We start from the raw sequence: 24,864 nt of genomic DNA, 5'->3' as shown, positions 1-24,864 counted from the left end.
GCATCCAGGCGGCGGAATTGCTTCCGCCGCCTGTTTCCTGGGCTTACTTGGCAGCCGTATTCGGATCGTGGATCTTTGGATAAGTCGCGAACTCGACATTGTAGAGCTCGCCGTTCTTCTCCTTGACCTCGCGCATGTAGATGTCCTGCACGATGTCGCGGGTATCAGGATCGATGGCGATAGGCCCGCGCGGGCTGACGAATTCCATGCCCTTCATGGCGTCGACAAGCTTCGTGCCATCAGTATCGCCGCCAGTCTTTTCGAGCGCTGCATAGGCGACATGCATCGCGTCATAACCGCCGACCGACATGAAGTTCGGGCGCATGTTCTTGTTGGCCTTGCGAACTTCTGCAACGAAGGCCTTGTTTTCCGGGCTGTCGTGGTCGGTCGAATAGAAGTGGCCGGTGATGACGCCCTTGGCGGCCGGTCCCATGCCGTTCAGGAGATCGTCATCGGTGACGTCGCCAGTGGCGATCAGCTTGATGCCGGCATCTGCAAGGCCTCGATCGATGAACTGCTTCATGAAGATCGCGCCGACACCCGAAGGCACGAAGACGAAGAGGGCATCCGGCTTGGCATCACGTACACGCTGAAGGAAGGGTGCAAAATCGGGGTTCTGCAGGGGAACGCGGAGTGCTTCGACAACCGTGCCCCCTTCCTTCTTGAACTGGTCGGTAAAGCCCTTTTCGATGTCGATGCCCGGACCGTAATCGGTCACCAGCGTGACGACCCGCTTCAGATTGTTCTGGACGGCCCACGTGGCGACCGGAACGGCGGATTGCGGACCGCCCATCGAGGTGCGCACGAAATAGGGCGACTGCTTCATGATGGCCGAGGTCGTGGCCGAGGTGATGATCGCCGGAACCTTCGCTTGGTTGAGAACCGGGGCGACACCCATGGCAAGCGGCGTCAGGCCGAAACCGACCAGCATCTTGACGCCATCATTGACGACGAGTTCCTGGGCGATGCGGCGGGTCTGGTCGGCAGTGCCGGCATCATCACGCAGGACGAGCTCGACCTTCTTGCCTGCAACCGTATCGCCGTTGATTGCCATGTATGCGCGAGCGCCGGCCTCGACCTGGCGTCCGGTTGAGGCGAAAGGGCCGGTCATCGGCAGGATCACGCCGATCTTCACCGTTTCCTGTGCAAATGCAGGCGCTCCGGCGAGTGTGGCGAGCGCAGCGCCAGCTACGAATAGTCTTCTTGAAAACGAAACCATGTATACTCCTCCCAATGTTGTGCACCATATCTCTCTCCCGGAGACATGCCCGCGACCTGAGCGTTTTCCCTCGCTCCTCCGAAGAAAACGCCGCCATCGCGAAAATTGCTCAGCAAGTCCAATGTATACATAAAACTTGACATGGCACAAGCCGCGGCCATCTGTAGAACCAGTCGATTGCGACCGCCGGGACGACCATGAAAGGCGGGGCAAGCCGGTGTTTCGGCCTTATAATTTTGCGTTTTGCCAAAGCAAATTTTCGATCGTCGCAACTCTGTCATATAGCTATGGCGAGAACGTGCTTTATCGAGCGAATTGAACAGGGAGCGTGCCATGATCGAAAACACTGAGCTCGACCGTATCAAGAACGAGATTGCAGACAGCTTCGATGAAGAGCTGGAAATGCAGATGGAGGAGGACCGGCTCGACGAGCTGGTCGCCGAGGGCATGTCCGGCCCGGCCGAACAGACGCTCGAACGCAAGCTCTATTTCCGAGAGCTTTTCCGCCTGCAGCATGAACTTGTCCGCCTTCAGGACTGGGTCCACTACAAGAAGCTCAAGGTCGTCGTGCTCTTCGAAGGCCGCGATTCCGCCGGCAAAGGCGGCGCGATCAAGCGCGTGACCCAGCGCCTCAACCCGCGCGTATGCCGCGTCGTGGCACTTCCGGCGCCGACCGAGCGCGAGCGGAACCAGTGGTATTTTCAGCGCTATACTCCGCATCTGCCGTCGGCAGGCGAAATGGTGCTCTTCGACCGCAGCTGGTACAACCGCGCCGGCGTCGAGCGTGTCATGGGCTTCTGCAGCAAGGACGAGCTGGAAGAGTTCTTCCGCTCGGTGCCTGAGTTCGAGCGCATGCTGGTGCGCTCCGGCATCATCCTCATCAAGTACTGGTTCTCGATCACCGACGAGGAGCAGGAATTCCGCTTCAACATGCGTATCCACGATCCGCTGAAGCAGTGGAAGCTTTCGCCGATGGATCTGCAGAGCCGTGTCCACTGGGAAGAATACACCAAGGCCAAGGAAGAGATGCTGGATCGCACGCATATCGACGAAGCACCGTGGTGGGTCGTCCAGGCCGTGGACAAGAAGCGGGCGCGCCTAAACTGCATCGCGCATCTGCTGAGCCAGATTCCTTACGAGGATGTGCCGAAGGAAGAGATCGTACTTCCCGAGCGCGTGCGTCACGAAGACTATCAGCGTATCCCGGTTCCGCCGGAACTCTACGTTCCCGAAGTTTACTGATTTCTTGGAGCCGCTGCCGGTTCTGCCGGCAGCGGTTTCTCAATGCGCCGATTGCTGCTTGGCGCGGGCGACGATCTGCGTCGGATTGACGAATTGCAGCGCGATGATGAGCCAGAAAAGCGTCGTCACCATATAGATCACCGCCATCGCATCGATTGATTGGCTGGCTCGTACGCCGGATGCAAAGACCGCGTAATAAAGAGAGACGACGAGCGTCTGGGTCTGCGGTCCGGCGATGAGGAAGGTCAGCTCGAACATGGCAAGCGTGCGCACTAGAACGAGCAGCAACGCGGCCAGCATGCCGGGCAGCAGGAGCGGCAGCAGAATACGGATGAAGAGGCTGGTCGTACCGGCGCCGAAGACGCGGGCGGCTGCCTCGATGCGCGGATCGATCTGCTCGATGAAAGGGATCATGACGAGCACGACGAAGGGGAAGGATGGCACGAGGTTGATCAGCACCACGCCCCAGAAGGTGCCGCCGAGCCCGAGCTGGTAGAGCACGGTTGCCAGCGGAATGCCATAGGTCAGCGGTGGGATCAGCAGCGGCAGCAGGAACAAGAGGATGATGGCGCGCTTGCCCGGAAAGTCGCGCCGTGCCAGCGCATAGGCTGTCAATACACCCAGAATGCCCGAGATGATGACGACGACAAACGCCATCTCGAAGGTGACGATGACGACGCTGGAAAGCTGGAACTCGCTCCAGGCGCTGAAATACCAGCGGTCCGTCCAGCCGCGTGGCAGCCATGTGCCGAGCCAGCGTGTGGCGAAAGAGTTGACGATCACGGCCGCGATGACCGCAAGCAGGTTGAGGACAAAGAGGGTCGCGAGCGCCCAGACGGCGATGCGCCAGATCTTAGAGGTAAGGCCTTGGTCACGGATCATGGCTCAGCCTTTCGTGCCGCCGGCCGGGCCGCGGTAGAAGAACGAACGCGCGCCGAGGATGGCGACAACAACAATGAGCTCGACGCCACCCATGATCAGGGCGATCGCCGTGCCGTAGGAATGGTCATATTGCTCGAAGGCGGCCTGATAGGCTGCAATCGAGATAACGCGTGTCGGGCCGGCCGGCGCGCCGAGCAGGACGGCCGATGGGAAAACGGCGAAAGCCTGCACGAAGGAAAGGCAGAAGGTCACGGCAAGGCCAGGCACCAGCAGCGGCAGGAAGACGCGCGCAAAGCGCTGGCGCGCATTGGCGCCGAGCGTAGCAGCAGCCTGCTCGATCGCCGGGTCGATACCGGTGATATAGGACAGCGTCAGCAGGAAGGCGAAAGGGAAGCCGGTAATCAGCAGCGAGGTGAAGACGCCCCAGTAGTTGTTGGTGAGCTTGACCGGCGAATCCAGGATGCCGAACAGGATGAGCGTCTCGTTGAACCAGCCGCGCGGGCCGAGAAATGTCAGCAGACCATCGGCGACGAAGACGGTGCCGAGCGTGATCGGCAGCACGAGGATCGTCGTCAGCAGGCGCTGCCGGCGCATCAGCCGGACGCGAAAGGCAACGGGGACTGCGAAGGCCAGGTTCACGATGGTGACAGGCAAGGCCAGCCACATGGTGTTGGCGATCGTGCCGTACTGGAACTGGTCCGAGAAGAACTTCGCGTAATTTTCGTACCAGATACCGCCATCCTTCGGCATCAGCGAATCCGCGACACCGTAGACGAAGGGATAGATGAAGAGCGCGATCATGAAGAAGAGGCCCGGCAGAACGAGCAGCGTCGTGCCGTCGAGGCCCTGTGCGGCGAGCCGGGTTTTCAGTGAGGGGCCGCCGTTCATGCAGGTGAGCCTTTGAAGACCAGAGAGCGGCCTGCAACCGGCTGCAGGGTGGTGGCAGAGCCACGCGGCAAGGCATCGTCGGAGCGGAAATAGAGCTCCGATCCGTCGGCCGAGCGGGCCATGCCGAAGAAGGCGCGGCCGCGATATTCGGTGCTCGCGACGATGACGGGAATGCCGTCGGTGGTGGCAACGAGATCTTCCGGGCGCACTGAGAGTACAGCGGCATCGCCGACTTTCAACGTGTCGCGCATGGTGCCGGTCAGCCGTGCGCCGGCGGCTTCGATTTCCGCCTCAGTGCCGGACACAGAGACGACGCGACCGGGAATGCGGGTACGGAAGCCCATGAAATCGGCAACATTGAGATTGACCGGTCGCTGGTAGAGATCCTGCGGCGTGCCGATCTGCTGAATATGGCCCTGGCTCATGACGACGATACGGTCGGCAAGCGAAAGTGCCTCATCCTGGTCGTGGGTGACATAGATGGTGGTCGAGCCGATCTGATCGTGGATGCCGCGAATTTCGGCGCGCATTTCCAAACGCAGCTTGGCGTCGAGGTTGGAGAGTGGCTCATCCATCAGGACGATCGGCGGGCGAATGACGATAGCGCGGGCGATCGCGACGCGCTGCTGCTGGCCGCCGGAGAGCTGGCCGGGTAGCTTGTCGGCCTGGCTTTCGAGGCGCACCAGCGCCAGTGCATCGATGACGCGCTTGTCGGCCTCGGCGCCGCGAATACCTTGCATGGCAAGGCCGAAGCCGACATTCTTGCGCACGCTCATATGCGGGAAGAGGGCATAGCTCTGGAAGACCATGCCGAAGCCGCGCTTTTCCGGCTCCAACTGGTCGATGCGGTTGCCGCCGAGGCGAATTTCGCCGCCGGTAAGGCCAAGCAGGCCGGCAATGCAGTTCAGCGCCGTGGATTTGCCGCAGCCGGAGGGGCCGAGAAGTGCGATGAATTCGCCGGGTTCAATCGTGAGATCGATGCCATCGAGGGCGTTATAGGCGCCGAAGGATCGCTTGATGCCATCAAGCTCAAGGCGCGCATTCTTCCGCGAAGACAGCGTTGCTGCGTTTTGAACCGGCAAAGTCAATGCAATCTCCATTCATCGGCAATCATGGCCGATAGAGCATCACCGCTCTTGAAACACGGCGACGCTCTATCCTTTGTTTTCAAGCAATTCTGGCGCCGTGAAGCCAGCGCCGGATTATTATAACCAGCAGGGATCAGCCCTTCTTGGCGCCGATCTTTTCGTCCCAGATGCGGAAGGCCTGGACAAGCTGCTTGGGCTCCAGCGGCACTTCCAGAGGGCTGCTGGCGATCCAGTCGGCATATTCCGGCCGGCCGAATTCCTTGATAGTTTCCTGGCTTTCTGCCGGCGCCATCTCGAGGGTGACATCCTTCACCGCAGGGCCGGGATAGAAGTAGCCGGCGTCATAGGCGATCGCCTGCTGCTGCGGCTGATAGATGAAGTTCAGGACGTCGAGCAGAACGCCGATCTTTTCGTCGGAAACGCCCTTCGGGATCGCCGCATAGTGGGCGTCGGTGACCCAGTGGAAGCCTTCGAGCTTGCCGACCTTGGCTTCCTCGGGAACGATGCCGAGCGCGCGCGGGTTGATGTCCCAACCGGTGGTCGTGGCTACGATGTCGCGCGTGCCTTCCCCGAGTTCCTTGAAGACCACTGCGGTGCCGGTCGGGTAATATTCGATGTTTTCGCCGAGAGCGGCCAGATATTCCCAGGTCTTGGCCCAGCCGTTGACCGGGTCGCGCGGATTGCTGTCACCGAGCAGGTAAGGCAGGCCCATCAGCAGCGTGCGGCCGGGGCCCGAGTTTGCCGGGCGGGCATAGAGGAATTTGTTCTTGTTCTGCTTCGTCCAGTCGAGCAGCTCCTGCGCAGTCTTCGGTGGGGTTGCCACCTTGTCCGGCATGTATTCGATCAGCGGGCCGGACGGATAATATGTGATGACGACGCCCTGGTCCTTGGCGAGTGCCTGCATCTTGAAGGCCTGCGGCTGCAGGATGCTTTCAAGATTGGGCAGTGCCGACTTGTGGCTGGACAGGTCGACCCAGAGACCCTGGTCGACGCCGGCCGAAAGCGCGTCCGTGCCGGTCAGTACGAGATCGATATCGACCTTGCCGGCAGCCTGCTGGGCCTGGATCTTGGCCGGTAGTTCCGGAGCGGGGGCCTTGGTGAAGGAAAAGCTGGAAACGAATTCCGGCTTGGCCTTGGCGTAGTTTTGGAACATACCCTGTGTCAACGCCAGGTTGCCGGCGACATCGACGATGGTGATGGTAACAGGGCTTGCCGGTGCCTTTGCCTGCGCGAAAGCGCGCAGCGGCAACATTCCGGCCACGGCGACGCCGGCAGCTCCGCCGACGAAGGTTCTGCGTGTGATCTTCATTCTGTCCTCCTCCTTTGCGGCGGTGCCGGCCTTTGCCCCGAGCGCCGCTCGTTTGCATCGCAATGCACGTCTCATGCCTCGATGGGCCGGTTTTCCGGCGGCATCAAATGCTCGCAGCTTGAAGCTTTTCCTCCAGGTGCAATGCCATGCCGCTGTTCTCCTCCGCGGCATGTCTTGGCAACAGAATTCAATTGATATACTAGTATGCACGAAAGTGTCAACGTCCCGAGATCATGCATGCGGCAGGCTTCCGACCCTGAAATCCTCGCCTTTCCGACGCCACGCGACGCCGGCGGAAAGATTCGTCGCGTGACGACGGCTGCCGCGATCCATGAGCGGCTGCATGCCGATATCGTCTCTCTCAGGATCCCACCGGGCACGGCGCTGCAGGAAAAGCGCATTGCCGAGGATTTTGGTGTGAGTAGAACGCCGGTGCGCGAGGCGCTTCTGAGGCTCTCGGAGGGCGGTCTCGTCGATATCTACCCGCAATCGGGCACGGTGGTTTCGCGAGTGCCGGTGTCGGCCATTCCGGAGGCGGTCATTGTGCGCAAGGCGCTTGAGGGGACGACGGTCGAGATGGCCGCTGGCATTGCGACGGAGGCCGATATCGCGCGGCTGGATGCGATCATCGCCCGGCAGAAGACACATGCCGCACTCGGCAATGCTTCGAGCTTTCACGAAGAAGACGAGGCCTTCCACGAGGCGATCGCACAGATTGCCGGCTATCCCGGCATCTGGACCATTCTGAAGACAGTGAAGGTGCAGATCGACCGGGCACGGCGTCTGACGCTGCCGGTACTCGGGCGCATGGACAATGTCGTGCGCGAGCATGTGGTGATCCGCGACGCCATTGCTGCGCATGATATCGCGGCGGCGCGCGAGGCGATGATTCATCACTTAAGCGCCGTTATACCCGACGTGGCGGAGCTGCGCTCGCAGTTCCCCGACTATTTCTGCTGACGGCGGAACGACAAAACACAAGATACCAAGGAGAGAAAGAAGAGATGCGGCAAGGTTGGAGATGGTTCGGGCCGGAGGCACCGGTCACGCTGGACGAGGTGCGCCAAACGGGTGCAACGAACATTGTTTCGTCGCTACATCAGGTGCCGATCGGCCGTGCCTGGACCGAGGCGGAAGTGCGCGAGCGCCAGTCGCTGATCGAAACGACGCCGGCCGACCGCTCGCAGCTGACCTGGAGCGTCGTCGAAAGCATCCCGATCCCCGATGCCGTCAAGCGCAAGGGCGGGCAGGCCAAAGCCGAGATCGAAGCCTGGATCGCCAGTCTCGAGGCGGTCGCGGCCTGCGGTATTCCGATCGTCTGCTACAACTTCATGCCCGTTGTCGACTGGACGCGCACCGATCTCGATTACGTGACGCCGACCGGCGCTACCGCCATGCGCTTCGATCATGAGCGCTTTGCCGCCTTCGAGTTGTTCGTGCTGGAGCGTCCGGGCGCTGCCGACCAATATTCTGAAGAGGACAGGGCCCGGGCCACGGCCGTCTACGAAAGCATGACGGAAGCGGAGATTGCCGAAATCACCCACATCATCACGTCGGCTCTGCCCGGTTCGACGACCGAGCCGCTGACCATTCCGGCCTTCCGCGAAAAGCTTGTTGCCTATCAGGGCATCGATGCGAAGAAGCTTCGCCAGCATCTCGTCGAATTCCTCGAGGCCGTCGTGCCGGTTGCGGAAGCGCGCGGGGTGAAGCTGACGCTGCATCCCGACGATCCGCCGCGCTCGCTCTTCGGCCTGCCGCGCATCGCTTCGACGGCAGAGGATTATGCAGCGCTTTTCGATGCCGTGCCGGCAGCCGCCAACGGCATGTGTTATTGCACCGGCAGCCTCGGCGTGCGCGCTGACAACGACCTGCCGGCGATTGCGCGGCGTTTCGCCTCGCGCATCTATTTCGCACATCTTCGTGCCACGACCCGTGAGGGGGATGGCCGCACTTTCCATGAAAGCGCGCATCTCGAAGGTGACGTGAACATGGTTGCCGTGCTGAAGGAGTTGGTTGCCGAGGATCGCCGCCGCAGCGCCGACCAGTCGATCGTCTTCCGCTCGGATCATGGCCATCGGATGCTCGATGACCTGCAGAAGAATGTCACGCCCGGCTATCCCGCAATCGGCCGTCTTCGCGGCCTTGCCGAACTGCGCGGCATTCTGCACGCGCTCGACGCGCCGCCGGCCTGATTTTTTTGTTTTCACGCAATTCTGAACGCAAAACTGCTGCACACTTTTGCTGGAATTGCTTTAGCTCCGGCTAGCCGCTGAAAGCTGCCGCAGCGCTTCGACGGCCCGTTCGGTATCGACGGCAGGCACGAAAATGTGGTCGTGGTAATAGGCCGCGACCACATTGGCGCTGATGCCGGCTTCCGTTAACGCGTGGGAGAAGGCGGCGGTCAGGCCTACGGCTTCAAGCGATGAATGTACTTTCAGCGTGATCTGCCGCAGGGGTGCGCTTGCCTGCAGGCCGGCTTTGTTTGCCGTATCCCGGGGCAGAATGAGCGTCAGGCCTTCCGTTTCGTGAAAGACGGCGAGCGGGCGAAGATGGAGTTAGTCTTCCAGTTGCGAGGCCGGAACGGTGCAATAGACGAATTCGCCCGCCACCAATTCCGGCTCCATCGTCGCGAGAAGAATTGAGAGGTCGGTGATGCCTGTCATGTCATCTTTCCCTGACGTCCCGTCCTATGAATAGATGTTTTCCAGCACCGAAAGACCGGTGATATGGTTGGAGCGGATGAGCGCTGCTGCGAGCGTCGGATCGCGATCCGCATAGGCGCGGCATAACCGTTCGTGATCCTCGTAGGATTTCTGCAGGCGGCCAGGCTGGGACAGGCCGATACGGCGCAATCGAAGCGTTCTCAGAAGCAGGGAATCGATGATCTTCTTGACCGTGCGATTGCCGGCGAGTTCGGTATTGCGTTCGTGAAAGTCGACATTTGCCCAGAAATAGACGTTCACGTCACCGGCCTTGCTCGCGTTTTCCATGACCTGCATGATTGGCTGGAGGGTGCGGATATCGTCAAGCGACACGTCCCGCGCAATGTCGCCGGCGATCAATTCCAGCAGATTGGCGCGGACGCGGTAGATATCGCGGATCTCCTTGATCGAGAGGCTAGCGACACGTGGGCGACGGCGCGGCGGGATTTCGACGAGCCCTTCCCTTTCCAGAAGCATCAGGGCTTCGCGGATCGGCGTCCGGCTGGTCTTGTAGCGCCGTGCAAGTTCGACGGAGTTCAGGTCATCGCCCGGTTTGCGAATTTCTTCGATGATCTCGGCTGCCACTTCGCGGGCGATGGTGGAAACCAGCGACGGCCGGTCGTGTTGTTCAGTGACGAGACGGGCGGCAACCGCCTCGGCGCGCTGGCGCGAGTCGATATGCGGCAGATTGCCGGAGGCGTGGGCCATATCGGCTGACGTGTATTCGGCGGACAAGAGAACTCCTGAGAAATGTCCCTCCCGCTAGTAACTTAGCATGTTCTGTCGACAACGGGAACAATAGTGCTGATATTTGTCCTGCATGCGTAGGTTGAGGCGCTTCGCGCGTGAATTGACGGGAGTTGTCGCATTTATTTGACGATGATCTCAGCCGAAATTTCGCAGATATCTCGTCAGCGGCCACGCGGGATAGGTTTGGACGGCCTGAAACCAGAAGAGTTTTAGAGCCTGCAGACCTTCAGATGAGACGGAAACGATAGGCCCTCGCCACGGCCTGCATGCGGTTGACGGCATCGAGCTTGCGCATCGCCGCCTTCAGGTAACCGTTCACCGTATGGGAGGAGATATGCAGGATGATGGCGATCTCCTCGCTGCTCTTGCCGGAGGCTGACCAGCGCAGGCATTCGATCTCGCGAACGGTCAGGCGCTCGTAATCGGCAAGCGGCGGCTCGGTCGCAAGGCTGTAGCTGTCCAGCGCCTTCAATACGGCAAAGACCATGCGCGCGCATTCCTGCTCGTCGAGCGGGCTGCGCAGGCCGGAGAACATGATGACATAGTGCCTGAGAATGGCGTCATGCAGCGTGAAGCTGACGGTGTTGTGAAGGCCGAGATCCTCGAAACGACGGGAGAGTTCTTCCGAGCTGCTTACGCTGGCAGGCTGGGCGAAGATGCCGATGCCGGAATAGATCGGCATGATGGTCTTCTTCAAACCATCGATCAGCCGGCTGCGCCAAAAGAGATCTGAAGCATCGTAGCGATCGATCAGTTCCTGTGGCCAGTTGCTGGCGATGATGTTGGCGCGAAAGCCGAGCTTATCAGCTTGCGGAAAGCTGGAGGCGAGGAAGAAACGAAAGCCATGCACCTGCATGACTTCCTGGAGGGCAGTAGAGAAACTTGTCTTGGGATCGGCCTGTACAGAGGCGCTGGCTGCATCCCCCTGCCAGGGGGATTTTACCGTATTCTTGAGGGTCATGGATCGTCTGCCGGCAAATGCACTGACCGGCCGGGAGGAAATCGGCCAGCGCCAGAAGGGGGAGGATCAGAAATGCGTCCGGCTGATTTCGTCCGGGCGGCGATGCGTGGCAATGCGGACCGGCTGATATTCGTAGATCGGATTTTCCGGTTCCAGGCGCAGCAGCGCACAGTGAAACTTGTAATTCGCACCGGTTACGATGTTAGAGAAGATCACATCCATCAGAATGTTCTTCCCGACGCTGACAAATATCGGCCGCTTGAGCTTTATCATGGCGTTCACCTCGTTTTTTCTATCCATTTTACTGGAAGATACGAGGTTAACTATAGTCTTTATTGTTTCCATCTTAAATTATACATAGGTGTATAATTCGAACTGATCTGATGGCGGAAGCAACACCCGGGAACCCGACGCAGTGGGGCCTTACGGCTTCAAAGCTATTTCCAGATAGTTGATGAGGGAATCGAATTCGACCGGCTTGCCCAGAAAGGCCAGCGCACCGCCTTCCATGGCGGCCGTACGGGTTCTCTCGTCGCGATAGGATGTCATGAAGATCATCGGCGGCTTTTCAGGTTCGCCGTTGAGGATTTGCTGCAGTTCGATGCCGCTCAGTCCGGGCATCTTGACGTCGACCAGCATGCAGTCAATCGTCGCCCTGTCGTCAAAGGCCAGGAACTCTTCCGCCGAAGCGAAAAGCTTGCTCTGGTAGCCGCAGGACTGGATCAGATCGTCAAGCGCCTCCCGGATAGCCTGGTCGTCATCGACGACAGCGATTGTGGATGTATGTGACACGAGATTGGTAGCCTTGCTTATTCTTACATTACGTTAGGCTATATTATGAGGATCGGGGCCGTGTCGCGGTACCATACAAGGGTCTAGGTTTCACTATCTCCCTTCCAGCATTTCGGCCTTGCGCACCAGATCGGCCACCGAGCGGACCTGCATTTTGCGCATGACATTGCCACGATGCAGCTTCACGGTGATTTCGCTGATGCCGAGGTCATAGGCGATCTGCTTGTTCATCAGCCCCTTGACGACGGCCGCCATCACCTCCCGCTCGCGGGGCGTCAGTGTATCGACCAGCGAGGCGACGGCATCGCTTGCCGCCATTTCCCGCCGGCGGGCCATATCCTTTTCGATCGCGATGCCGACGGCATCGAGAATATCCTGGTCTCGGAAGGGCTTGGTGAGGAAGTCGACAGCGCCGGCCTTCATGGCGCGCACGCTCATCGGAATATCGCCGAAGCCGGTCATGAAGACGATCGGCATCCTGCTGCCGATCCGTTCGAGATGAAGTTGGAAATCCAGCCCGCTTAGACCTGGCAGGCGCACATCGAGGAGAATGCAGCCCGGCCGTCGCAGGTCGGCGGTATCGAGAAAGGCAGTCGTGGTCGCGAAGGAGACCGCATCCATCTGGATCGACCGGAAAAGATCGACAAGCGACTCGCGGATGGATTCGTCATCATCGACGACATAGACTATCGGTGATGCGGATTGCGAGGCTGCCTTCGATGCGGCGCTAGTGTCGGTCATGGTCGTCCTCAATCGGTATGATCATTTCGAAGATGGCGCCCCCTTCAGGATGATTGCCGGCGATCAGCTGGCCGCCTCTGGCCTCCAGCGTGCTGCGGCAGATGGAGAGCCCCATGCCCATTCCGGAGGGCTTGGTCGTGAAGAAGGGGGTGAAGAGCTTCGCCATGGCCTCCTCGCTGATACCGGGGCCGAAATCCCTGACGGAGAGGCTGACGAATATATCATCCTTCCTGGCGAGCGAGATCAGAATCTTGCGCCGATCGATTGCCGTTTCGCGCATGGCCTGCACGGCATTGGTGACGAGGTTGATGAGCACCTGCTGCAGCTCGATACGGATCGCCTTGACTGTGATCGGCTGTTCGGGTGGGGTCACATCGAAATCGACCATGTCGCGCTGGAAGTCGTGCTCCATCAGGGCGCGTGTTTCCTCGATCAGCGTTTCGAGATCGACCTGCTCGGGCGTGCGATCGCCCTGCGTCAGCATGGAGCGGGTATTGTGGATGATTTCGCTCGCCCGCTGGCTGTCGCGAATGATGCGCTCGGCCGAACGGCGCACGGCCGCGAGATCCGGCGGCTCGCGGTTCAGCCATCTGAGGAGCGTCTGGGCGTTGACGACGATAGCGCCGAGCGGCTGGTTGAGCTCGTGGGCGAGCGAGGCGGAAAGTGTGCCGACGGTCGCGGCGCGCGAGGCGCGGGCAAGCTCATCCTGAGCCTCGCGAATGGCTTTCTGCATCATTTCCCGCTGGGTGATATCCACCATGCCGACGACCACGCGATTGAAGGCGGCGGGATCTTCCGGAAAGCTCATGCTCATGATGACAAGCCTGGTCTCGCCATTCTCCGCAATCAGGTTGCCCTTGCCCTCGAAATGCCGTTCGCCGCAAAAGATGGCATTCATCAGGTCCAGGAAGGTATCGTCATCAGGGGCGATGTAGTGGCGCATCGTGTGCGAGGGCAGGCCGCCGGCCACATGGCCGAGCAGTTCCATTGCTGCGTCGTTGGAGGCGATGGTGCGGATGAGGCCTGTGCAGGTGGCGATGACGCTGGGGTTTGTTCGGTAGTAGTCTTTGAGGTCACTCACACCTTCCGCCTTCAAAGACATCAGGAAGGCTCGCACTGCGGAATAATCGCGTTCCCAGAGTGCGATACGGCTGTGCTCGAAGATGTAGCGATAGCGGGTTTCGCTGTCGCGAAGATGCAAGTTGGCTTCGATGAGGCCGGCACGCGCGGTTTCGTTCCTGAGGATAAGGGCGCAGGTGATGGTGATGGCGGCGAGAGAAACCGCTAACCGCAACTGGGCCGGGACATTTTCTCCGAGGCCGTGAGAATAGAAATAGGCGAAAAGAGTAAGGGCGGCGCAGACAACTGTGAGGAGGGTGGTGCCTATCCTCGTCAGCATTTCTGCCGATAGCAGCAGCACGATAACATAGAGGACGGCGATGGCGCTTTCGATCTCGGTAAAGGCATCGACGTAGAACACGGTGGCGCTGAGCACCAGTGCGATCAGGCCGAGCGTGATCTCATGCGAGAGCGTTCCTCGCCGGTTGATGAGTTTCGATACAATGAATGATCCCATACCCCCTCGCTGTTGGTTCCGGTCTTCTACCCATACCGGCTAGTGCGCGTTTACCTTAATGGCGTGTTTATCGGCGCAAAACTATACCAAAGTGTTGGAAGCATGGGCCGAATTGTCTCTACGCTTGAAAAGGAAAGACCGCCCCGGGCGGCGGGACGGTCTCTGGCGGATGGGAGGATCCGCAGGGCTTCGGCGGAGGGGGACGCCTGCCCTAGAGGTGGCAAGGGGCGGTGCCACCAGCTTGGAACCGTGAATGGTCAGGTCGGTTCCGAGCTACGAGTACAAGTTAAATCCAAGCGTCCTGAGACATAACTATACTTAGGTTTTGGTCCGGCCATACGAAGCGGCAGGTCGGTTTCTCTGGTGAATGGCATTGAAATTTGTTCCGACGACTTCCGCTATCGCAATAATGACGCTGCAGATGGCAAGCAGAACCGTAAAAATTCCTCGGACACGATCACGACTTTACGGCGTGCAAGGAGTCGCAGCACGCTTGTCATATTGCCAGAGGGATAATCCTGAGACACAGTTCAGCCGGAACACTCCATCTGAACGGGGGCACCGATGAAGGTAGCAGGAATGGTTCGGGCAGTTGTGGGAATTGTAGCCCTCGTCGTTCTTGGTGTTCTCCTGTGGTTTGCGACGCGACCACCGCCGCTGGTGGTGCAGGGCGAGGTTTCCGCCAATCGCGTCGATATCAGCCCGCGCGTCGCTGGCCGTATTCTCAAACTCAACGCCGATGTCGGTGACAATGTCGAGAAGGGCACCGTTATTGCCGAACTGGAAAGCCCGCAATTGACGGCGGCGCTGCATTTGGCTGAAGCGGCAGTCGGCGTTTCAGAGGCCGACCTCACTCGTGTCAACAGCACGCGTCCCGAAACTATCGATGCGGCCAATGCCGAGCTTGCCGCAGCAAGCGCCGATGTCACGCTTTATCAGGAAGAGTCCGCCCGTCAGGCGCGGTTGATCACGACAGGCGCTTCGACGCAGGCGCAGGTCGATCAGACTGCCCGTAACCTGGAGGCCGCGATCCGCAAGCAGGAATCCGCAGCCGCCAATGCACGGCTTGCGACGGCCGGTTCCAGTAAGGAAGAAAAGGCGCTTGCCGCCGCTCAGGTGGAGCAGGCACGTGCGTCCCTCAACCAGCGGCAAGTGGACGTTTCAGAACTGGTCATCCATGCGCCGATCTCCGGTCAGGTGACGACGCGCGTCGCCGAGCTCGGCGAAAATTTCAGCGCCGGTTCGCCGCTGTTTTCGATTATCGACCTGCAGAATCCCTGGTTCACGTTCAATCTTCGCGAGGACCTGCTGAAGGGACTCAAGGTCGGCGACGGTTTTGACGTCACCGTTCCGGCGCTTGCCGGCAGTCCAATCCCGGTCAAGGTGACGATGATCAACGCGCAGGGCCAATATGCGACCTGGCGCGCGACACGCGCGACCGGCGATTTCGACCTGCGCACCTTCGAGGTACGCGCCGTTCCGGTCAATCCCGTCGAGGGGCTTCGGCCAGGCATGAGCGTCATCGCCTCCTGGCCGCCGGCGGGGCGTTGAGATGAAGCCGCCCGGCGGGCTTCGTCCCGGCTTCCTCCTGGTGTTCCGGCGGGAGTTCGACTGGTTCTATCGCCGGCCGTTTCTGCTTTTCCTGACGACGCTCTTGCCGCTGCTCTTGATGGGCGTACTTGCCATCGTCTTCAGCGCGGGACTGGCGACACGGCTGCCGATCGCCGTGCTCGATCTCGACGGCAGCGATCTTTCGCGAACGATTATTCGCGCAGTCGATGCGACGCCGGATACCGCTGTCGCAGTCAATGTCAGCGACCTCACGGAAGGCCGTGCGCTGATCCTGTCCGGCAAGGTTCACGGACTACTGATGCTGCCACGCAATCTGGAGCGCGATGTTTTCGCCGGCCGGCGTCCCGAGGTGGTGTTCTTTTACAATACGCAGACGCTGACAACAGGTAATCTTACGCTCAGGGGCGTCAGTGCTGCCGTGCCGACTGTGGCCGCCGGCATCCGCCTGTCGCTGCGCACGGCGCAGGGGCAGCCGGTCGATATTGCGCAGGCCGATCTTTCGCCGATCCCCGTGCAGGTCAATCCGCTTTTCAATCCGACGCTCAACTATGCGCATTTTCTGCTCGCAGCGCTGATGCCCGCCTTGCTGCAAGTGGTGATCGTTACCACCATGGCTTACACGGTTGGTATGGATGCCGAAACAACGCACCGTCTCGTCATTCTGCGGCGGCTTGGCGGCGGTCTGTGGCCGGCAATGGCTGGCAAGATGCTACCCTACACACTGATCTTCCTTGTGGTTCTCGGTCTTTCAGACGCCATTCTTTTCGGCGTGCTCGACATGCCGCTCAGGGGCGAGCGTTGGATCCTCGTCGTGGCCGGATTGCTCTTCATTCTCGCGAACCAGTTCATCGGTGTGCTGTTGGCGCTTTTCCTGCGGCCGGTCGCAAGCGCCATCAGCATCGGCACGCTGATGTTCGCACCATCCTTCGGTTATATGGGCATCGGCTTTCCGCGGTTGGCGATGAACGACTTCTCCTACTGGTGGGGCGAGCTCATTCCTGGCACCTGGTATCTGACGGCTAGGATCGATCAGACGATCCGAGGCACGCCGGTCGATCTGTCGCTGAAGCCCTTGATGGTGCTCGGCATATTCGTTCTGGTGCTGGCGATCGTGACGGCGCTGCGGCTGGAACTGTTCCGCATTCGCCGGCAGCGACAGGTGGCGCAGCGGCTGAGGGAGGTCACGCCATGAGGGCCTTGCTGGCGATCTTCCGCATCGAGCTGATCCGCATCCTCACTCTGCGCCCGGCACTCGCGGTACTGGTCTTCGGGCCACTAATCTATGCCCTCTATTACCCACAGCCCTATGCAAACGAGGCGCTGCGCGACGTGCCGATCGCCGTCGTCGATCTCGACGATACGACGAGCAGCCGTGAGCTGGTGCGCCGTATCGATGCGTCGAGCGATGTCGCAGTGGCCGCGATGCTGCCGGATCAGGTCAGTGCCGAGCGGGCGGTGCAAGGACGCCAGCTTTACGGCATTCTGGTCATCCCGCAATATTTCGAACGTGATCTGCTGCATGGGCGGCAATCGCCGGTCGCGCTTTATGGGGACGCCAGCTATTTCCTGATCTATCAGCGCATTTCCGGCGCCGTCGTGGCCGTTGCGAGGACCATGGGCGCGGAAATCGAGACGGCGCGGCTGATTGCGGCCAATATCGACCCGGTATTGGCGGCAGCTGCCCCCGATCCCATGCCTTTGACGACGGTCGCACTGTTCAATCCGCAGGGCGGCTATGCGACCTATATCCTGCCTGCAGCCTTTGTTCTGATCCTGCAGCAAACGCTGCTGATCGGCGTTGGCCTGCTTGGAACGATCGGCAATGATGCGGCGGCGCGGGATCCTGCCGCCTCGGCGGCCGGCCCCTTTGCCCGCGTCGGCGGCAGGCTGCTTGCCTATCTCGTTATCGAGGCGATTGTATTGCCATTCTATCTGATCGTGCTGCCTTACCTTTACGGCATTCCGCGGTTGGGTGGTTTGCTGACGATCTTTGCTTTCTGCCTGCCGTTCGTTCTGGCAGTTGCCACGCTCGGGATGGTGATTGCCTCCCTGTTCCGCAAGCCGCTCGTCGTTCAGCTCGTCTGCGCCACGCTCGGGTTGCCTTTCATGTTCCTTGCCGGTTTTTCATGGCCGAGCGAAGCCATACCCGAGCCGTTGCGGGCGCTGACCGTTCTGCTGCCAAGCACAAGTGCCATCAACGGCATCGTCGAGGTGTCGCAGCTCGGCGCTCCGCTTCAGGCGGTCAGGGAACCGTTCCTTACGCTGTGGATACTTGCTGCGGTTTACGGGCTCGTCGCGGTGCTGCTGGACATCAGGTCCGCAAGGGAAAAGCCTGCGGCACAGGCCCCTGCGGGCGGTTGATGGCGCCATCTCATTTTGAGATAGCCGCATCGAATAAACCTATTTGTCACAATAGTGTCGCCACGGCATAGTCTTAGGAGGGAGAAACACTTTTAGGACATTGCTGTGGAATATGTGCGCTTTGGCCAGACCGGCCTGAAGGTTTCGTCGCTTTGCCTTGGTACCATGGGTATCGGGACATCCAAGTGGAAGGGTTGGGTGTTGGACGAAGAAAAATCGGTGCCAATCCTGAAGAAGGCGCTCGATGTCGGTATCAATTTCTTCGACATGGCGGACTGGTATTCGACCGGCGTCAACGAGCAGGTCGTGGCCCGCACACTGCTGTCGCTGACGGAACGCGAAAAGCTGGTGCTCGCCACCAAGGCCTTCTATCCGATGAGCGACGATCCGAACGACAAGGGCCTGTCGCGCAAGCATCTGATGGCCTCCATCGACAAATCGCTGAAGCAGATGGGCACCGACTATGTCGACCTTTACGTCATCCACGCCTTCGATCCGGAAACACCCATCGAAGAAACGATGAACGCTCTGCATGACATCGTGAAGTCGGGCAAGGTACGCTACATCGGCGCTTCCACCATGTATTCCTGGCAGTTCGCCAAGATGAACCATGTCGCCGACAAGAATGGCTGGACGCGGTTCGTCAACATGCAGTGCCAGTATTCGCTGCTCTACCGGGAGGAAGAGCGCGAGATGATGCCTTACTGTCAGGATGAGGGCATTGCGGTCACGACCTTTTCGCCGCTCGCCCGCGGTTATCTCGCCGGCGGCGGCTCGGCGCCGCGCATCGCCCATGACCTCTATCTCGACTGGTTCGGCGATGAGATCGACCAGGAGATCGCCAAGCGCGTCAACGAGATCGCTGCCAAGCGCGACAAGACGGCCAGCCAGATCGCCCAAGCCTGGGTCATCGGTTCCGGCAACAGCACGGTTCCAATCGTCGGCACGGAGAGCCCCGAGCATGTCACTGCTGCCATCGAAGCGGCTGCGATCGAGCTGACGGGCGAAGAGCGTGCCTTCCTGGAAGAGCCCTACCGCCCGCGCGACATGATCAATGACTATAACCCGGTCCGTCGCCCGCGCGCCCTTTCGAAGGCATAATGGGTTCGACTCGCATCGCTACTGGAGATTTCAATGCTTTATATTGGTGAAGGCTTCGAGGGTTCCGGCCCGAACGCTGCCCATATCAATCTCTACATCGGCCCGAAGAACGGCCCGATTTCCGGCGCGCTCGCCGGGGCGGCAGCGAGTCCCGGTCCTGGCCACCTGCCGTTCCAGGCAGTGCTGAAGCCAAACCTGCCGGCAAAGCCGGTGACGCTCTTCATCGCCAAGGCGGTGATGGAATCGGGTTCGTCGCATGAGCTGATGACCTGGGGTCCGGCGCAGGCCGGTGTCGCCGCCGGTATTACTGCAGCGCTGCTCGATGGTTCGCTGCCGGCGGAAGCTGAAGATGACTGGGTCGCGATTGCCGCCGTCTGGGTCAATCCTTCGGCCAACGACGCCGAAGAGGTATATCATAATAACAAGGCTGCAACGCATCTTGCCGCCAAGCGCGCTTTGCTGAAGGGCTGGCCGTCGCGTGCCGAGCTTGCCGAAGGCGTGGCAACGGTCGGCAATCCTTTCTTCACGCCGAAGGTCGCCTGATATGAAGCTTGTCGAAGACAATGCGCTGATCGGTGGAGGCTGGGGAAGTGCTGCTGACAGCAAGCGCTTTGCCGTGCTCAATCCCGCCGATGGCAGCGAGCTTGCGACCGTGCCGGATTGCGGTGCGGCGGAAGCGCAGCAGGCGATCGACGCCGCAGCGAAGGCCTTCAAGACCTGGCGCAAGACGCTCGCTTCGGAGCGTTCTGCCGTGCTGCGACGCTGGGCGGATCTGATGCTTGCCAATCAGGAAGACCTCGCCCGATTGTTGACGGCTGAGCAGGGCAAGCCGCTCGCTGAAGCGCGTGGCGAGGTCGCCTATGCGGCCGGTTTCCTCACCTGGTTTGCCGAGGAAGGCCGCCGCTCGCATGGTGGCGTCGTGCCGTCGCACAAGGTCGATGCGCGCATCGTCGTGATGAAGGAGCCTGTCGGTGTCGTCGCGGCTGTAACGCCATGGAACTTCCCTCTGGCGATGATTACCCGCAAGGTCGGTCCCGCACTTGCTGCCGGCTGCACCATCATCATCAAGCCGGCGGAAGATACGCCGCTTTCGGCTCTGGCGCTTGCCCGTCTCGGCGAACAGGCCGGCGTTCCCGCTGGTGTGGTCAGCGTGGTGACGACGAAGTCGCCGGCCGATGTCGTCGTCGTCTGGATGAAGAGCCCCGTCGTGCGCAAGTTCTCGTTCACGGGATCGACGGCGACCGGCAAGCTGCTCATGCGCCAGAGCGCCGATACGGTGAAGCGCATCAGCCTTGAACTCGGCGGGAATGCGCCGCTGATCGTCTTCGACGATGCCGATATCGATCAGGCGGTGCGCGGCACGATCGCCTCCAAATTCCGCAATACGGGACAGACCTGCGTCTGCGCGAACCGTATCCTCGTCGAGGACGGCATTTATGACCGCTACGCCGAGGCGCTTGCCAAGGCCGTCGCGGCCATGAAGGTCGCGCCCGGCGTCGAGGATGGCGTGGCTCAGGGTCCGCTCATCAATGCGCCGGCGCTGATGAAGGTCGAGCGGCATGTGACCGACGCCGTCGAAAAGGGCGCCAAGGTGCTGACAGGCGGCAAGCAGCACGAGCGCGGCGGCCTGTTCTACGCGCCGACCGTGCTCACCGGCATGACGAAGGATATGGCGCTTGCGACCGAAGAGACCTTCGGCCCGGTCGCTGGTCTCTTCCGCTTCAAGGGTGAGGAAGAGGCGATCGCCCTCGCCAATGATACGGAAACCGGCCTCTCGGCCTATTTCTTCACCCAGAATCTCGGCCGCGCATGGCGTGTCGCCGAAGCGCTGGAAGCGGGCATGGTTGGCATCAACGAGGGTGTGATCTCGACGGAAGTTGCGCCATTCGGCGGCGTCAAGCAGTCTGGCCTTGGCCGTGAAGGTGCCAGCGAAGGGCTCGATGAATATCTCGAGAGCAAATACGTCCTGTTCGGCGGGCTTGCGGGATAATGACGGAGGATCGCTCTCCACAGACGAAGAAGGAGCCGGCGGTCGATCGCCGCCGGTTGCCGCTGAACGCGCTCCGGGCCTTCGAGGCTGTTGCGCATCACGGCAGCTTCACGGCGGCGGCCGCAGCGCTCAATATTTCGCAGAGCGCGCTTTCGCGGCATGTCATCGGTCTGGAAGAGAGCATCGGGCGCAAGCTTTTCGAACGCGGGCACAAGGCCACAACGCTGACGGATGACGGACGCTCGCTCGCGGCCGGTATCGGCAAGGGTTTCGACCGTATAGAGCAGGCGCTGAAGGAAGTCTGCGCGCCGGAGGAACAGCGCCAGCGCAAGCTGCGCATCAACCTGCCGCCGAGCTTTGCGATGAAGCTTACCGTGCCGCTGTTGACGGATTTCCGGCGCAGTTTCCCGGAAGTGCTTCTGGAGGTTTCGACGCCCTACGGGGTGCCGGACAGCGAATTCGACGTGGCGGTCGTCTATACGCGGCCGGCCGTCGATGAATGGGTCACCGACCTGCTCTGGGAGGAGCGGCCGACGATCCTGTGCCATCCTGATCTGGTGCCGGCCGATCTGATGCAGGGAGCGGTTTCGGACCTTGCGGCCTTCATTGGAGCAAACGAGATCATCCACATCAAGATCGTCGACATGGAGCCCTACCTCACCTGGCAGCGCTTCCTTGTGCAGAACGGTCTCGGCGGGGTTTCCGTGGCGCGCGGCGTGACATTCGACAGCGCCAGCCTCGGGGTTCAGTACGCCTTGTCTGGGCAGGGCCTGGTACTGGCGGACCCGGCGCTGTTTCGGGAGGAAATAGAAAGCGGCCGCTTGGTTGCGCCGGTCACCGCACACTATTACGAAGGCTTCGGCTATTACCTGAAGACCGATGCGGAAGGGCTGGTGGATCCTCTGATTGCAGGGTTTCGATCCTGGATCATCAGCCGCTTTAGCAATCGTATGGTGAACGACGGTGAAAAGCCCGCCCTGCGCATCGTGTCTGGCACAGAGGGTGTCTGATAGCGACCATACTGCCATTCAAGGAGGAGGCAGATCATGACTGAATTGAAAACTAACAGCGGCAACCCGCTGCATCCCTCCGTGCCGGAACTGTGCGAACAGGTCCGTGCCGGCAAGATCGATCGCCGCGGTTTCCTGCGTGCCGTCGCCTGGCTCGGTGTGACGGCGGCCTCCGCCAGCGCCTTCCTCGGTGACAGCAAGCCGGCTCTTGCGCAGGAAACGCCTACTGATGGCGGTACGCTGCGTTTCGGCTGCCAGATCCAGGAACTGACCGATCCAATGATGACGAGCTGGATCGAGGCTTCGAACCTCTATCGCAACAGCCTCGAATTCCTGACCTTTGTCGATGCCGACAACGTCACCCATCCCTATCTCGCCAAGAGCTGGACGCCGTCTGCCGATCTCAAGACCTGGGATTTCGAGCTGGACGAGCGCGCCAAGTGGTCGAATGGCGATGCCTTCACGCCCGAAGACGTGATCTTCAATATTCAGCGCTGGATCGCTCCGGACTCGCAGTCTTCCAACAAGACCGCTTTCTCGGCCGTCGAGAAGGTGGAAAAGACCGGCGACCATGCGGTCCGCATCACGCTGTCGCGCGCGGTTTCCTCGCTGCCCGAACAGCTCTACTCCTACACCTGCCCGATGTTGCACCGCGATTTCGTCAAGGGCGGCGCCAACTGGCCGGCCAATCCTGTTGGTACCGGTCCCTTCAAGCTGGAAAGTTATGAAGTCGGCCGTCAGGCCGTGTTCTCCAAGCGCGCGGATTACTGGGGCACGCCTGTTCATCTCGATGGCATCCAGTACATCGACCTCGGCACCGATATCACCACGCATCTCGCAGCGCTTTCGAGCGGTCAGATCGATATCATCTACCGCGCGACGATCGCCGAATACGATCTCATGAAGTCGCTGCCGAACATCCAGATCCTGACCGGCAAGGCGGCACATACGCTCGTCATGCGCATGCAGTCCGATCAGAAGCCGTTCGACGATGTTCGCGTCCGCAAGGCCGTGCAGCTTGCCGCCGACAACAAGCAGATGCTCGACGTCGCCTATCGTGGCGAGGGCGAAGTGGGCGCCAACTTCCACGTCTCGCCGGTTCAGCCCGATTACTTCGCGCTGCCGGCGGTTACCCGCGATGTCGAGAAGGCCAAGGCCCTGCTTGCAGAAGCTGGCCACAAGGACGGCCTGGATATTGAGCTGACGCTTGGTAACACGCAGGGCACCTGGGAGCAGGACACTGCGCAGGTGCTGCAGCAGAACCTTGCCGAAGCCGGCATCCGGCTCAAGCTCAATGTTCTGCCGGCCTCGCAATATTGGCCGATCTGGGACAAGGTTCCCTTCGGTCTGACATACTGGGCGCACCGTCCGCTCGGTGCGATGACGCTCGATCTTGCCTATCGCTCCGGTGGTGCCTGGAACGAGAGCCATTTCGCCAGCAAGGAATTCGACGCCGCGCTCGACAAGGCTCTCGCCGTCGTCGATCCGGCCAAGCGTCCCGAAGCCATGAAGGATGTCGAGCAGATCCTGCAGGATTCCGGGGTCATCATTCAACCCTACTGGCCGAACCGCTTCAGCGCCGCAGCCACCACCGTCCACGGTTTCGTGCTCCATCCGGCGGATTACTTCCGCATGGACGGCGTCTGGCTCGCCAAGGCTTGATCTTCGGCGGGGCCGCTCATCGCGGCGGCCCCGACCCGGCAAAGAGGTGGTTCGTGACCGTTTTCCGTTTCATTCTTCGTAAACTGGCAAGCGCACTCGCGGTGATGTTCACCGTGTCGCTGCTCGTTTACCTGGCACTGGAGGTCAATGTCGGCGATGTCGCCGTCAAGGTCCTCGGCCAGTTCTCGACGCCAGCTCAGCGCGCCCAGTGGCTGACTGCCAACGGTTACGATGCCCCCTTCATCATTCGCTACGGCCGCTGGCTCTGGTCCTTCGTGACCGGCGACTGGGGCATGTCCACCTATTACCGTGCGCCGGTTGCGCAGCTTATCCCGGACCGACTTGCGGCTTCCGGCATTCTTGCCGGCGGTGCGCTGCTGGTGATCGTGCCCGTCGGCCTGTTTGCGGGCATCGTTGCCGGCATGCGTCAGGGTTCGGTTCTCGATCGTATCGTCTCTTTCATTGCGATCGCCACGACCTCGATCCCGGATTTCGCCTCCGCCGTCTTCTTCTCGGCCGTCTTCGTCTTCTGGCTGCACTGGCTGCCAGGTGCCAGCACCATGCTATCAGGTTTCTCGCTGCAGCAGATCATTCTGCCCGTGCTGGTGCTCGCCTTCTATTCCACCGGTTACCTGGCGCGCGTCACCCGCGCCTCGATGATCGAAGTCATGGGCACGCATTACGTCCGCACGGCGCGACTGAAGGGCGCCAGCACGGCGCGTATCGTCTGGCGCCATGCGCTGCGTAATGCGCTGATCACGCCGGTTACCGTCATCATGCTGCAGTTTCCCTGGCTGCTCTCGGGCGTCATCGTCGTGGAGGTTTTCTATGCCTATAAGGGCTTCGGCACGCTTCTCTATGACGCCGCGCTCAATAGCGATATCCGCCTGGTCGAAGCCTGCGCGATGGTGAGCGTCGTCGTCGTCGTCGCGACGCAGATCCTCTCCGACCTCGCCTATGGCTGGCTCAATCCGCGTGTCTCGCTGCTCGATGCAGCCAAGGGACGGAAGTGAGGGCG

Annotated in this window: 23 protein-coding genes and 1 pseudogene; 12 read left to right on the top strand and 12 right to left on the bottom strand. The window is 60.7% G+C overall.

The window, feature by feature from the left end; translation table 11 throughout:
* Positions 1-43 precede the first annotated feature (43 nt).
* Positions 44-1,219: an ABC transporter substrate-binding protein gene (locus AB4Z13_RS23335; protein WP_113319510.1), complete on the bottom strand. Its 1,176-nt coding sequence runs from the start codon at positions 1,217-1,219 to the stop codon at positions 44-46.
* A gap of 333 nt (positions 1,220-1,552) precedes the next feature.
* On the opposite strand from AB4Z13_RS23335, the gene ppk2 reads away from it, so the two are divergent.
* Positions 1,553-2,461: a polyphosphate kinase 2 gene (gene ppk2 / locus AB4Z13_RS23330; RefSeq protein WP_113319511.1), complete on the top strand. Its 909-nt coding sequence runs from the start codon at positions 1,553-1,555 to the stop codon at positions 2,459-2,461.
* A 39-nt stretch (positions 2,462-2,500) separates the two neighbouring features.
* Here ppk2 and AB4Z13_RS23325 read toward each other — a convergent pair whose 3' ends face one another.
* From AB4Z13_RS23325 to AB4Z13_RS23310, 4 genes are all read right to left on the bottom strand, one after another.
* Complete coding sequence (locus AB4Z13_RS23325) at positions 2,501-3,343, bottom strand: ABC transporter permease (RefSeq protein WP_018114719.1); 843 nt, start codon at positions 3,341-3,343, stop codon at positions 2,501-2,503.
* 3 nt (positions 3,344-3,346) lie between these two features.
* Positions 3,347-4,231 (bottom strand): ABC transporter permease, encoded by an 885-nt coding sequence (locus AB4Z13_RS23320; protein WP_442206919.1) that lies wholly within the window; start codon positions 4,229-4,231, stop codon positions 3,347-3,349.
* Entirely contained in the window at positions 4,228-5,331 is a 1,104-nt protein-coding gene (locus AB4Z13_RS23315; RefSeq protein WP_442206918.1) for an ABC transporter ATP-binding protein, read from the bottom strand. Before AB4Z13_RS23315 ends, AB4Z13_RS23320 begins: the two co-directional genes overlap by 4 nt.
* A 121-nt stretch (positions 5,332-5,452) precedes the next feature.
* Entirely contained in the window at positions 5,453-6,628 is a 1,176-nt protein-coding gene (locus tag AB4Z13_RS23310; RefSeq protein WP_442206917.1) for an extracellular solute-binding protein, read from the bottom strand.
* Positions 6,629-6,865: 237 nt separating this feature from the next.
* Here AB4Z13_RS23310 and AB4Z13_RS23305 point away from each other — a divergent pair, with 237 nt between their 5' ends.
* Entirely contained in the window at positions 6,866-7,588 is a 723-nt protein-coding gene (locus tag AB4Z13_RS23305) for a GntR family transcriptional regulator (RefSeq protein ID WP_442206916.1), read from the top strand.
* Positions 7,589-7,632: 44 nt separating this feature from the next.
* Positions 7,633-8,820 carry a mannonate dehydratase gene (gene uxuA, locus AB4Z13_RS23300; protein WP_442206915.1) on the top strand — a complete coding sequence of 396 codons (1,188 nt, stop codon included), beginning with the start codon at positions 7,633-7,635 and terminating at the stop codon, positions 8,818-8,820.
* Between the two features lie 60 nt (positions 8,821-8,880).
* Here the strand turns inward: uxuA and AB4Z13_RS23295 are convergent.
* The 7 genes and pseudogenes from AB4Z13_RS23295 to AB4Z13_RS23265 all read right to left on the bottom strand — a co-directional run bounded on the left by AB4Z13_RS23295 (position 8,881) and on the right by AB4Z13_RS23265 (position 14,150).
* Positions 8,881-9,291 (bottom strand): annotated as a pseudogene (locus AB4Z13_RS23295) (ACT domain-containing protein).
* Positions 9,292-9,315: 24 nt separating this feature from the next.
* A complete protein-coding gene (locus AB4Z13_RS23290; protein ID WP_442206914.1) occupies positions 9,316-10,065 on the bottom strand; it encodes a GntR family transcriptional regulator in 750 nt (249 codons plus the stop codon).
* A gap of 241 nt (positions 10,066-10,306) precedes the next feature.
* Positions 10,307-11,041: a helix-turn-helix transcriptional regulator gene (locus AB4Z13_RS23285; protein WP_439016375.1), complete on the bottom strand. Its 735-nt coding sequence runs from the start codon at positions 11,039-11,041 to the stop codon at positions 10,307-10,309.
* Positions 11,042-11,107: 66 nt separating this feature from the next.
* A complete protein-coding gene (locus AB4Z13_RS23280; RefSeq protein ID WP_007820832.1) occupies positions 11,108-11,314 on the bottom strand; it encodes a hypothetical protein in 207 nt (68 codons plus the stop codon).
* Between the two features lie 150 nt (positions 11,315-11,464).
* The gene (locus AB4Z13_RS23275) at positions 11,465-11,833 is read right to left on the bottom strand and encodes a response regulator transcription factor (protein WP_113319520.1); all 369 of its coding nucleotides are present in this window, start codon (positions 11,831-11,833) and stop codon (positions 11,465-11,467) included.
* A 93-nt stretch (positions 11,834-11,926) separates the two neighbouring features.
* Positions 11,927-12,574: a response regulator transcription factor gene (locus AB4Z13_RS23270; RefSeq protein WP_113319521.1), complete on the bottom strand. Its 648-nt coding sequence runs from the start codon at positions 12,572-12,574 to the stop codon at positions 11,927-11,929.
* Positions 12,561-14,150, bottom strand: coding sequence for an ATP-binding protein (locus tag AB4Z13_RS23265; protein ID WP_439016374.1), 1,590 nt, complete (start codon positions 14,148-14,150; stop codon positions 12,561-12,563). The genes AB4Z13_RS23270 and AB4Z13_RS23265 overlap by 14 nt, the downstream gene beginning before the upstream one ends.
* Positions 14,151-14,714: 564 nt before the next feature.
* Here AB4Z13_RS23265 and AB4Z13_RS23260 point away from each other — a divergent pair.
* The 9 genes from AB4Z13_RS23260 to AB4Z13_RS23220 all read left to right on the top strand — a co-directional run bounded on the left by AB4Z13_RS23260 (position 14,715) and on the right by AB4Z13_RS23220 (position 24,859).
* Positions 14,715-15,701: an efflux RND transporter periplasmic adaptor subunit gene (locus AB4Z13_RS23260; protein ID WP_113319523.1), complete on the top strand. Its 987-nt coding sequence runs from the start codon at positions 14,715-14,717 to the stop codon at positions 15,699-15,701.
* A gap of 1 nt (position 15,702) precedes the next feature.
* Entirely contained in the window at positions 15,703-16,914 is a 1,212-nt protein-coding gene (locus AB4Z13_RS23255; protein ID WP_439016372.1) for an ABC transporter permease, read from the top strand.
* Positions 16,911-18,083, top strand: a complete 1,173-nt coding sequence (locus AB4Z13_RS23250; RefSeq protein WP_113319525.1) for an ABC transporter permease — start codon at positions 16,911-16,913, stop codon at positions 18,081-18,083. Before AB4Z13_RS23255 ends, AB4Z13_RS23250 begins: the two co-directional genes overlap by 4 nt.
* A 105-nt stretch (positions 18,084-18,188) precedes the next feature.
* A complete protein-coding gene (locus tag AB4Z13_RS23245; RefSeq protein ID WP_113319526.1) occupies positions 18,189-19,184 on the top strand; it encodes an aldo/keto reductase in 996 nt (331 codons plus the stop codon).
* 33 nt (positions 19,185-19,217) lie between these two features.
* Positions 19,218-19,727 carry a formaldehyde-activating enzyme gene (gene fae / locus AB4Z13_RS23240; protein ID WP_113319527.1) on the top strand — a complete coding sequence of 170 codons (510 nt, stop codon included), beginning with the start codon at positions 19,218-19,220 and terminating at the stop codon, positions 19,725-19,727.
* A 1-nt stretch (position 19,728) separates the two neighbouring features.
* Positions 19,729-21,174 carry an NAD-dependent succinate-semialdehyde dehydrogenase gene (locus AB4Z13_RS23235; RefSeq protein ID WP_113319528.1) on the top strand — a complete coding sequence of 482 codons (1,446 nt, stop codon included), beginning with the start codon at positions 19,729-19,731 and terminating at the stop codon, positions 21,172-21,174.
* Positions 21,174-22,184 carry a LysR family transcriptional regulator gene (locus AB4Z13_RS23230; protein ID WP_113319529.1) on the top strand — a complete coding sequence of 337 codons (1,011 nt, stop codon included), beginning with the start codon at positions 21,174-21,176 and terminating at the stop codon, positions 22,182-22,184. Before AB4Z13_RS23235 ends, AB4Z13_RS23230 begins: the two co-directional genes overlap by 1 nt.
* A 36-nt stretch (positions 22,185-22,220) precedes the next feature.
* A complete protein-coding gene (locus AB4Z13_RS23225) occupies positions 22,221-23,846 on the top strand; it encodes an ABC transporter substrate-binding protein (RefSeq protein ID WP_439016370.1) in 1,626 nt (541 codons plus the stop codon).
* Positions 23,847-23,899: 53 nt separating this feature from the next.
* Positions 23,900-24,859 carry an ABC transporter permease gene (locus AB4Z13_RS23220; RefSeq protein WP_439016369.1) on the top strand — a complete coding sequence of 320 codons (960 nt, stop codon included), beginning with the start codon at positions 23,900-23,902 and terminating at the stop codon, positions 24,857-24,859.
* Positions 24,860-24,864: the final 5 nt, after the last annotated feature.

Origin of the sequence: Rhizobium sp. YAF28, assembly GCF_052113285.1 — a bacterium.
Lineage (GTDB): Bacteria > Pseudomonadota > Alphaproteobacteria > Rhizobiales > Rhizobiaceae > Rhizobium.
The sequence above is the reverse complement of the archived record's forward strand: the minus strand, read 5'-3'. Positions and strand labels throughout refer to the sequence as shown.

Coding starts and splice junctions, on each gene's coding strand:
- AB4Z13_RS23315 (WP_442206918.1), bottom strand. CDS start 5,331: ATGGAGATTGCATTGACTTTGCCGGTTCAAAACGCAGCAACGCTGTCT.
- AB4Z13_RS23260 (WP_113319523.1), top strand. CDS start 14,715: ATGAAGGTAGCAGGAATGGTTCGGGCAGTTGTGGGAATTGTAGCCCTC.
- AB4Z13_RS23305 (WP_442206916.1), top strand. CDS start 6,866: ATGCGGCAGGCTTCCGACCCTGAAATCCTCGCCTTTCCGACGCCACGC.
- AB4Z13_RS23265 (WP_439016374.1), bottom strand. CDS start 14,150: ATGGGATCATTCATTGTATCGAAACTCATCAACCGGCGAGGAACGCTC.
- AB4Z13_RS23285 (WP_439016375.1), bottom strand. CDS start 11,041: ATGACCCTCAAGAATACGGTAAAATCCCCCTGGCAGGGGGATGCAGCC.
- AB4Z13_RS23270 (WP_113319521.1), bottom strand. CDS start 12,574: ATGACCGACACTAGCGCCGCATCGAAGGCAGCCTCGCAATCCGCATCA.
- AB4Z13_RS23225 (WP_439016370.1), top strand. CDS start 22,221: ATGACTGAATTGAAAACTAACAGCGGCAACCCGCTGCATCCCTCCGTG.
- AB4Z13_RS23235 (WP_113319528.1), top strand. CDS start 19,729: ATGAAGCTTGTCGAAGACAATGCGCTGATCGGTGGAGGCTGGGGAAGT.
- AB4Z13_RS23280 (WP_007820832.1), bottom strand. CDS start 11,314: ATGATAAAGCTCAAGCGGCCGATATTTGTCAGCGTCGGGAAGAACATT.
- AB4Z13_RS23230 (WP_113319529.1), top strand. CDS start 21,174: ATGACGGAGGATCGCTCTCCACAGACGAAGAAGGAGCCGGCGGTCGAT.
- AB4Z13_RS23320 (WP_442206919.1), bottom strand. CDS start 4,231: ATGAACGGCGGCCCCTCACTGAAAACCCGGCTCGCCGCACAGGGCCTC.
- fae (WP_113319527.1), top strand. CDS start 19,218: ATGCTTTATATTGGTGAAGGCTTCGAGGGTTCCGGCCCGAACGCTGCC.
- ppk2 (WP_113319511.1), top strand. CDS start 1,553: ATGATCGAAAACACTGAGCTCGACCGTATCAAGAACGAGATTGCAGAC.
- AB4Z13_RS23325 (WP_018114719.1), bottom strand. CDS start 3,343: ATGATCCGTGACCAAGGCCTTACCTCTAAGATCTGGCGCATCGCCGTC.
- AB4Z13_RS23310 (WP_442206917.1), bottom strand. CDS start 6,628: ATGAAGATCACACGCAGAACCTTCGTCGGCGGAGCTGCCGGCGTCGCC.
- AB4Z13_RS23255 (WP_439016372.1), top strand. CDS start 15,703: ATGAAGCCGCCCGGCGGGCTTCGTCCCGGCTTCCTCCTGGTGTTCCGG.
- AB4Z13_RS23250 (WP_113319525.1), top strand. CDS start 16,911: ATGAGGGCCTTGCTGGCGATCTTCCGCATCGAGCTGATCCGCATCCTC.
- AB4Z13_RS23335 (WP_113319510.1), bottom strand. CDS start 1,219: ATGGTTTCGTTTTCAAGAAGACTATTCGTAGCTGGCGCTGCGCTCGCC.
- uxuA (WP_442206915.1), top strand. CDS start 7,633: ATGCGGCAAGGTTGGAGATGGTTCGGGCCGGAGGCACCGGTCACGCTG.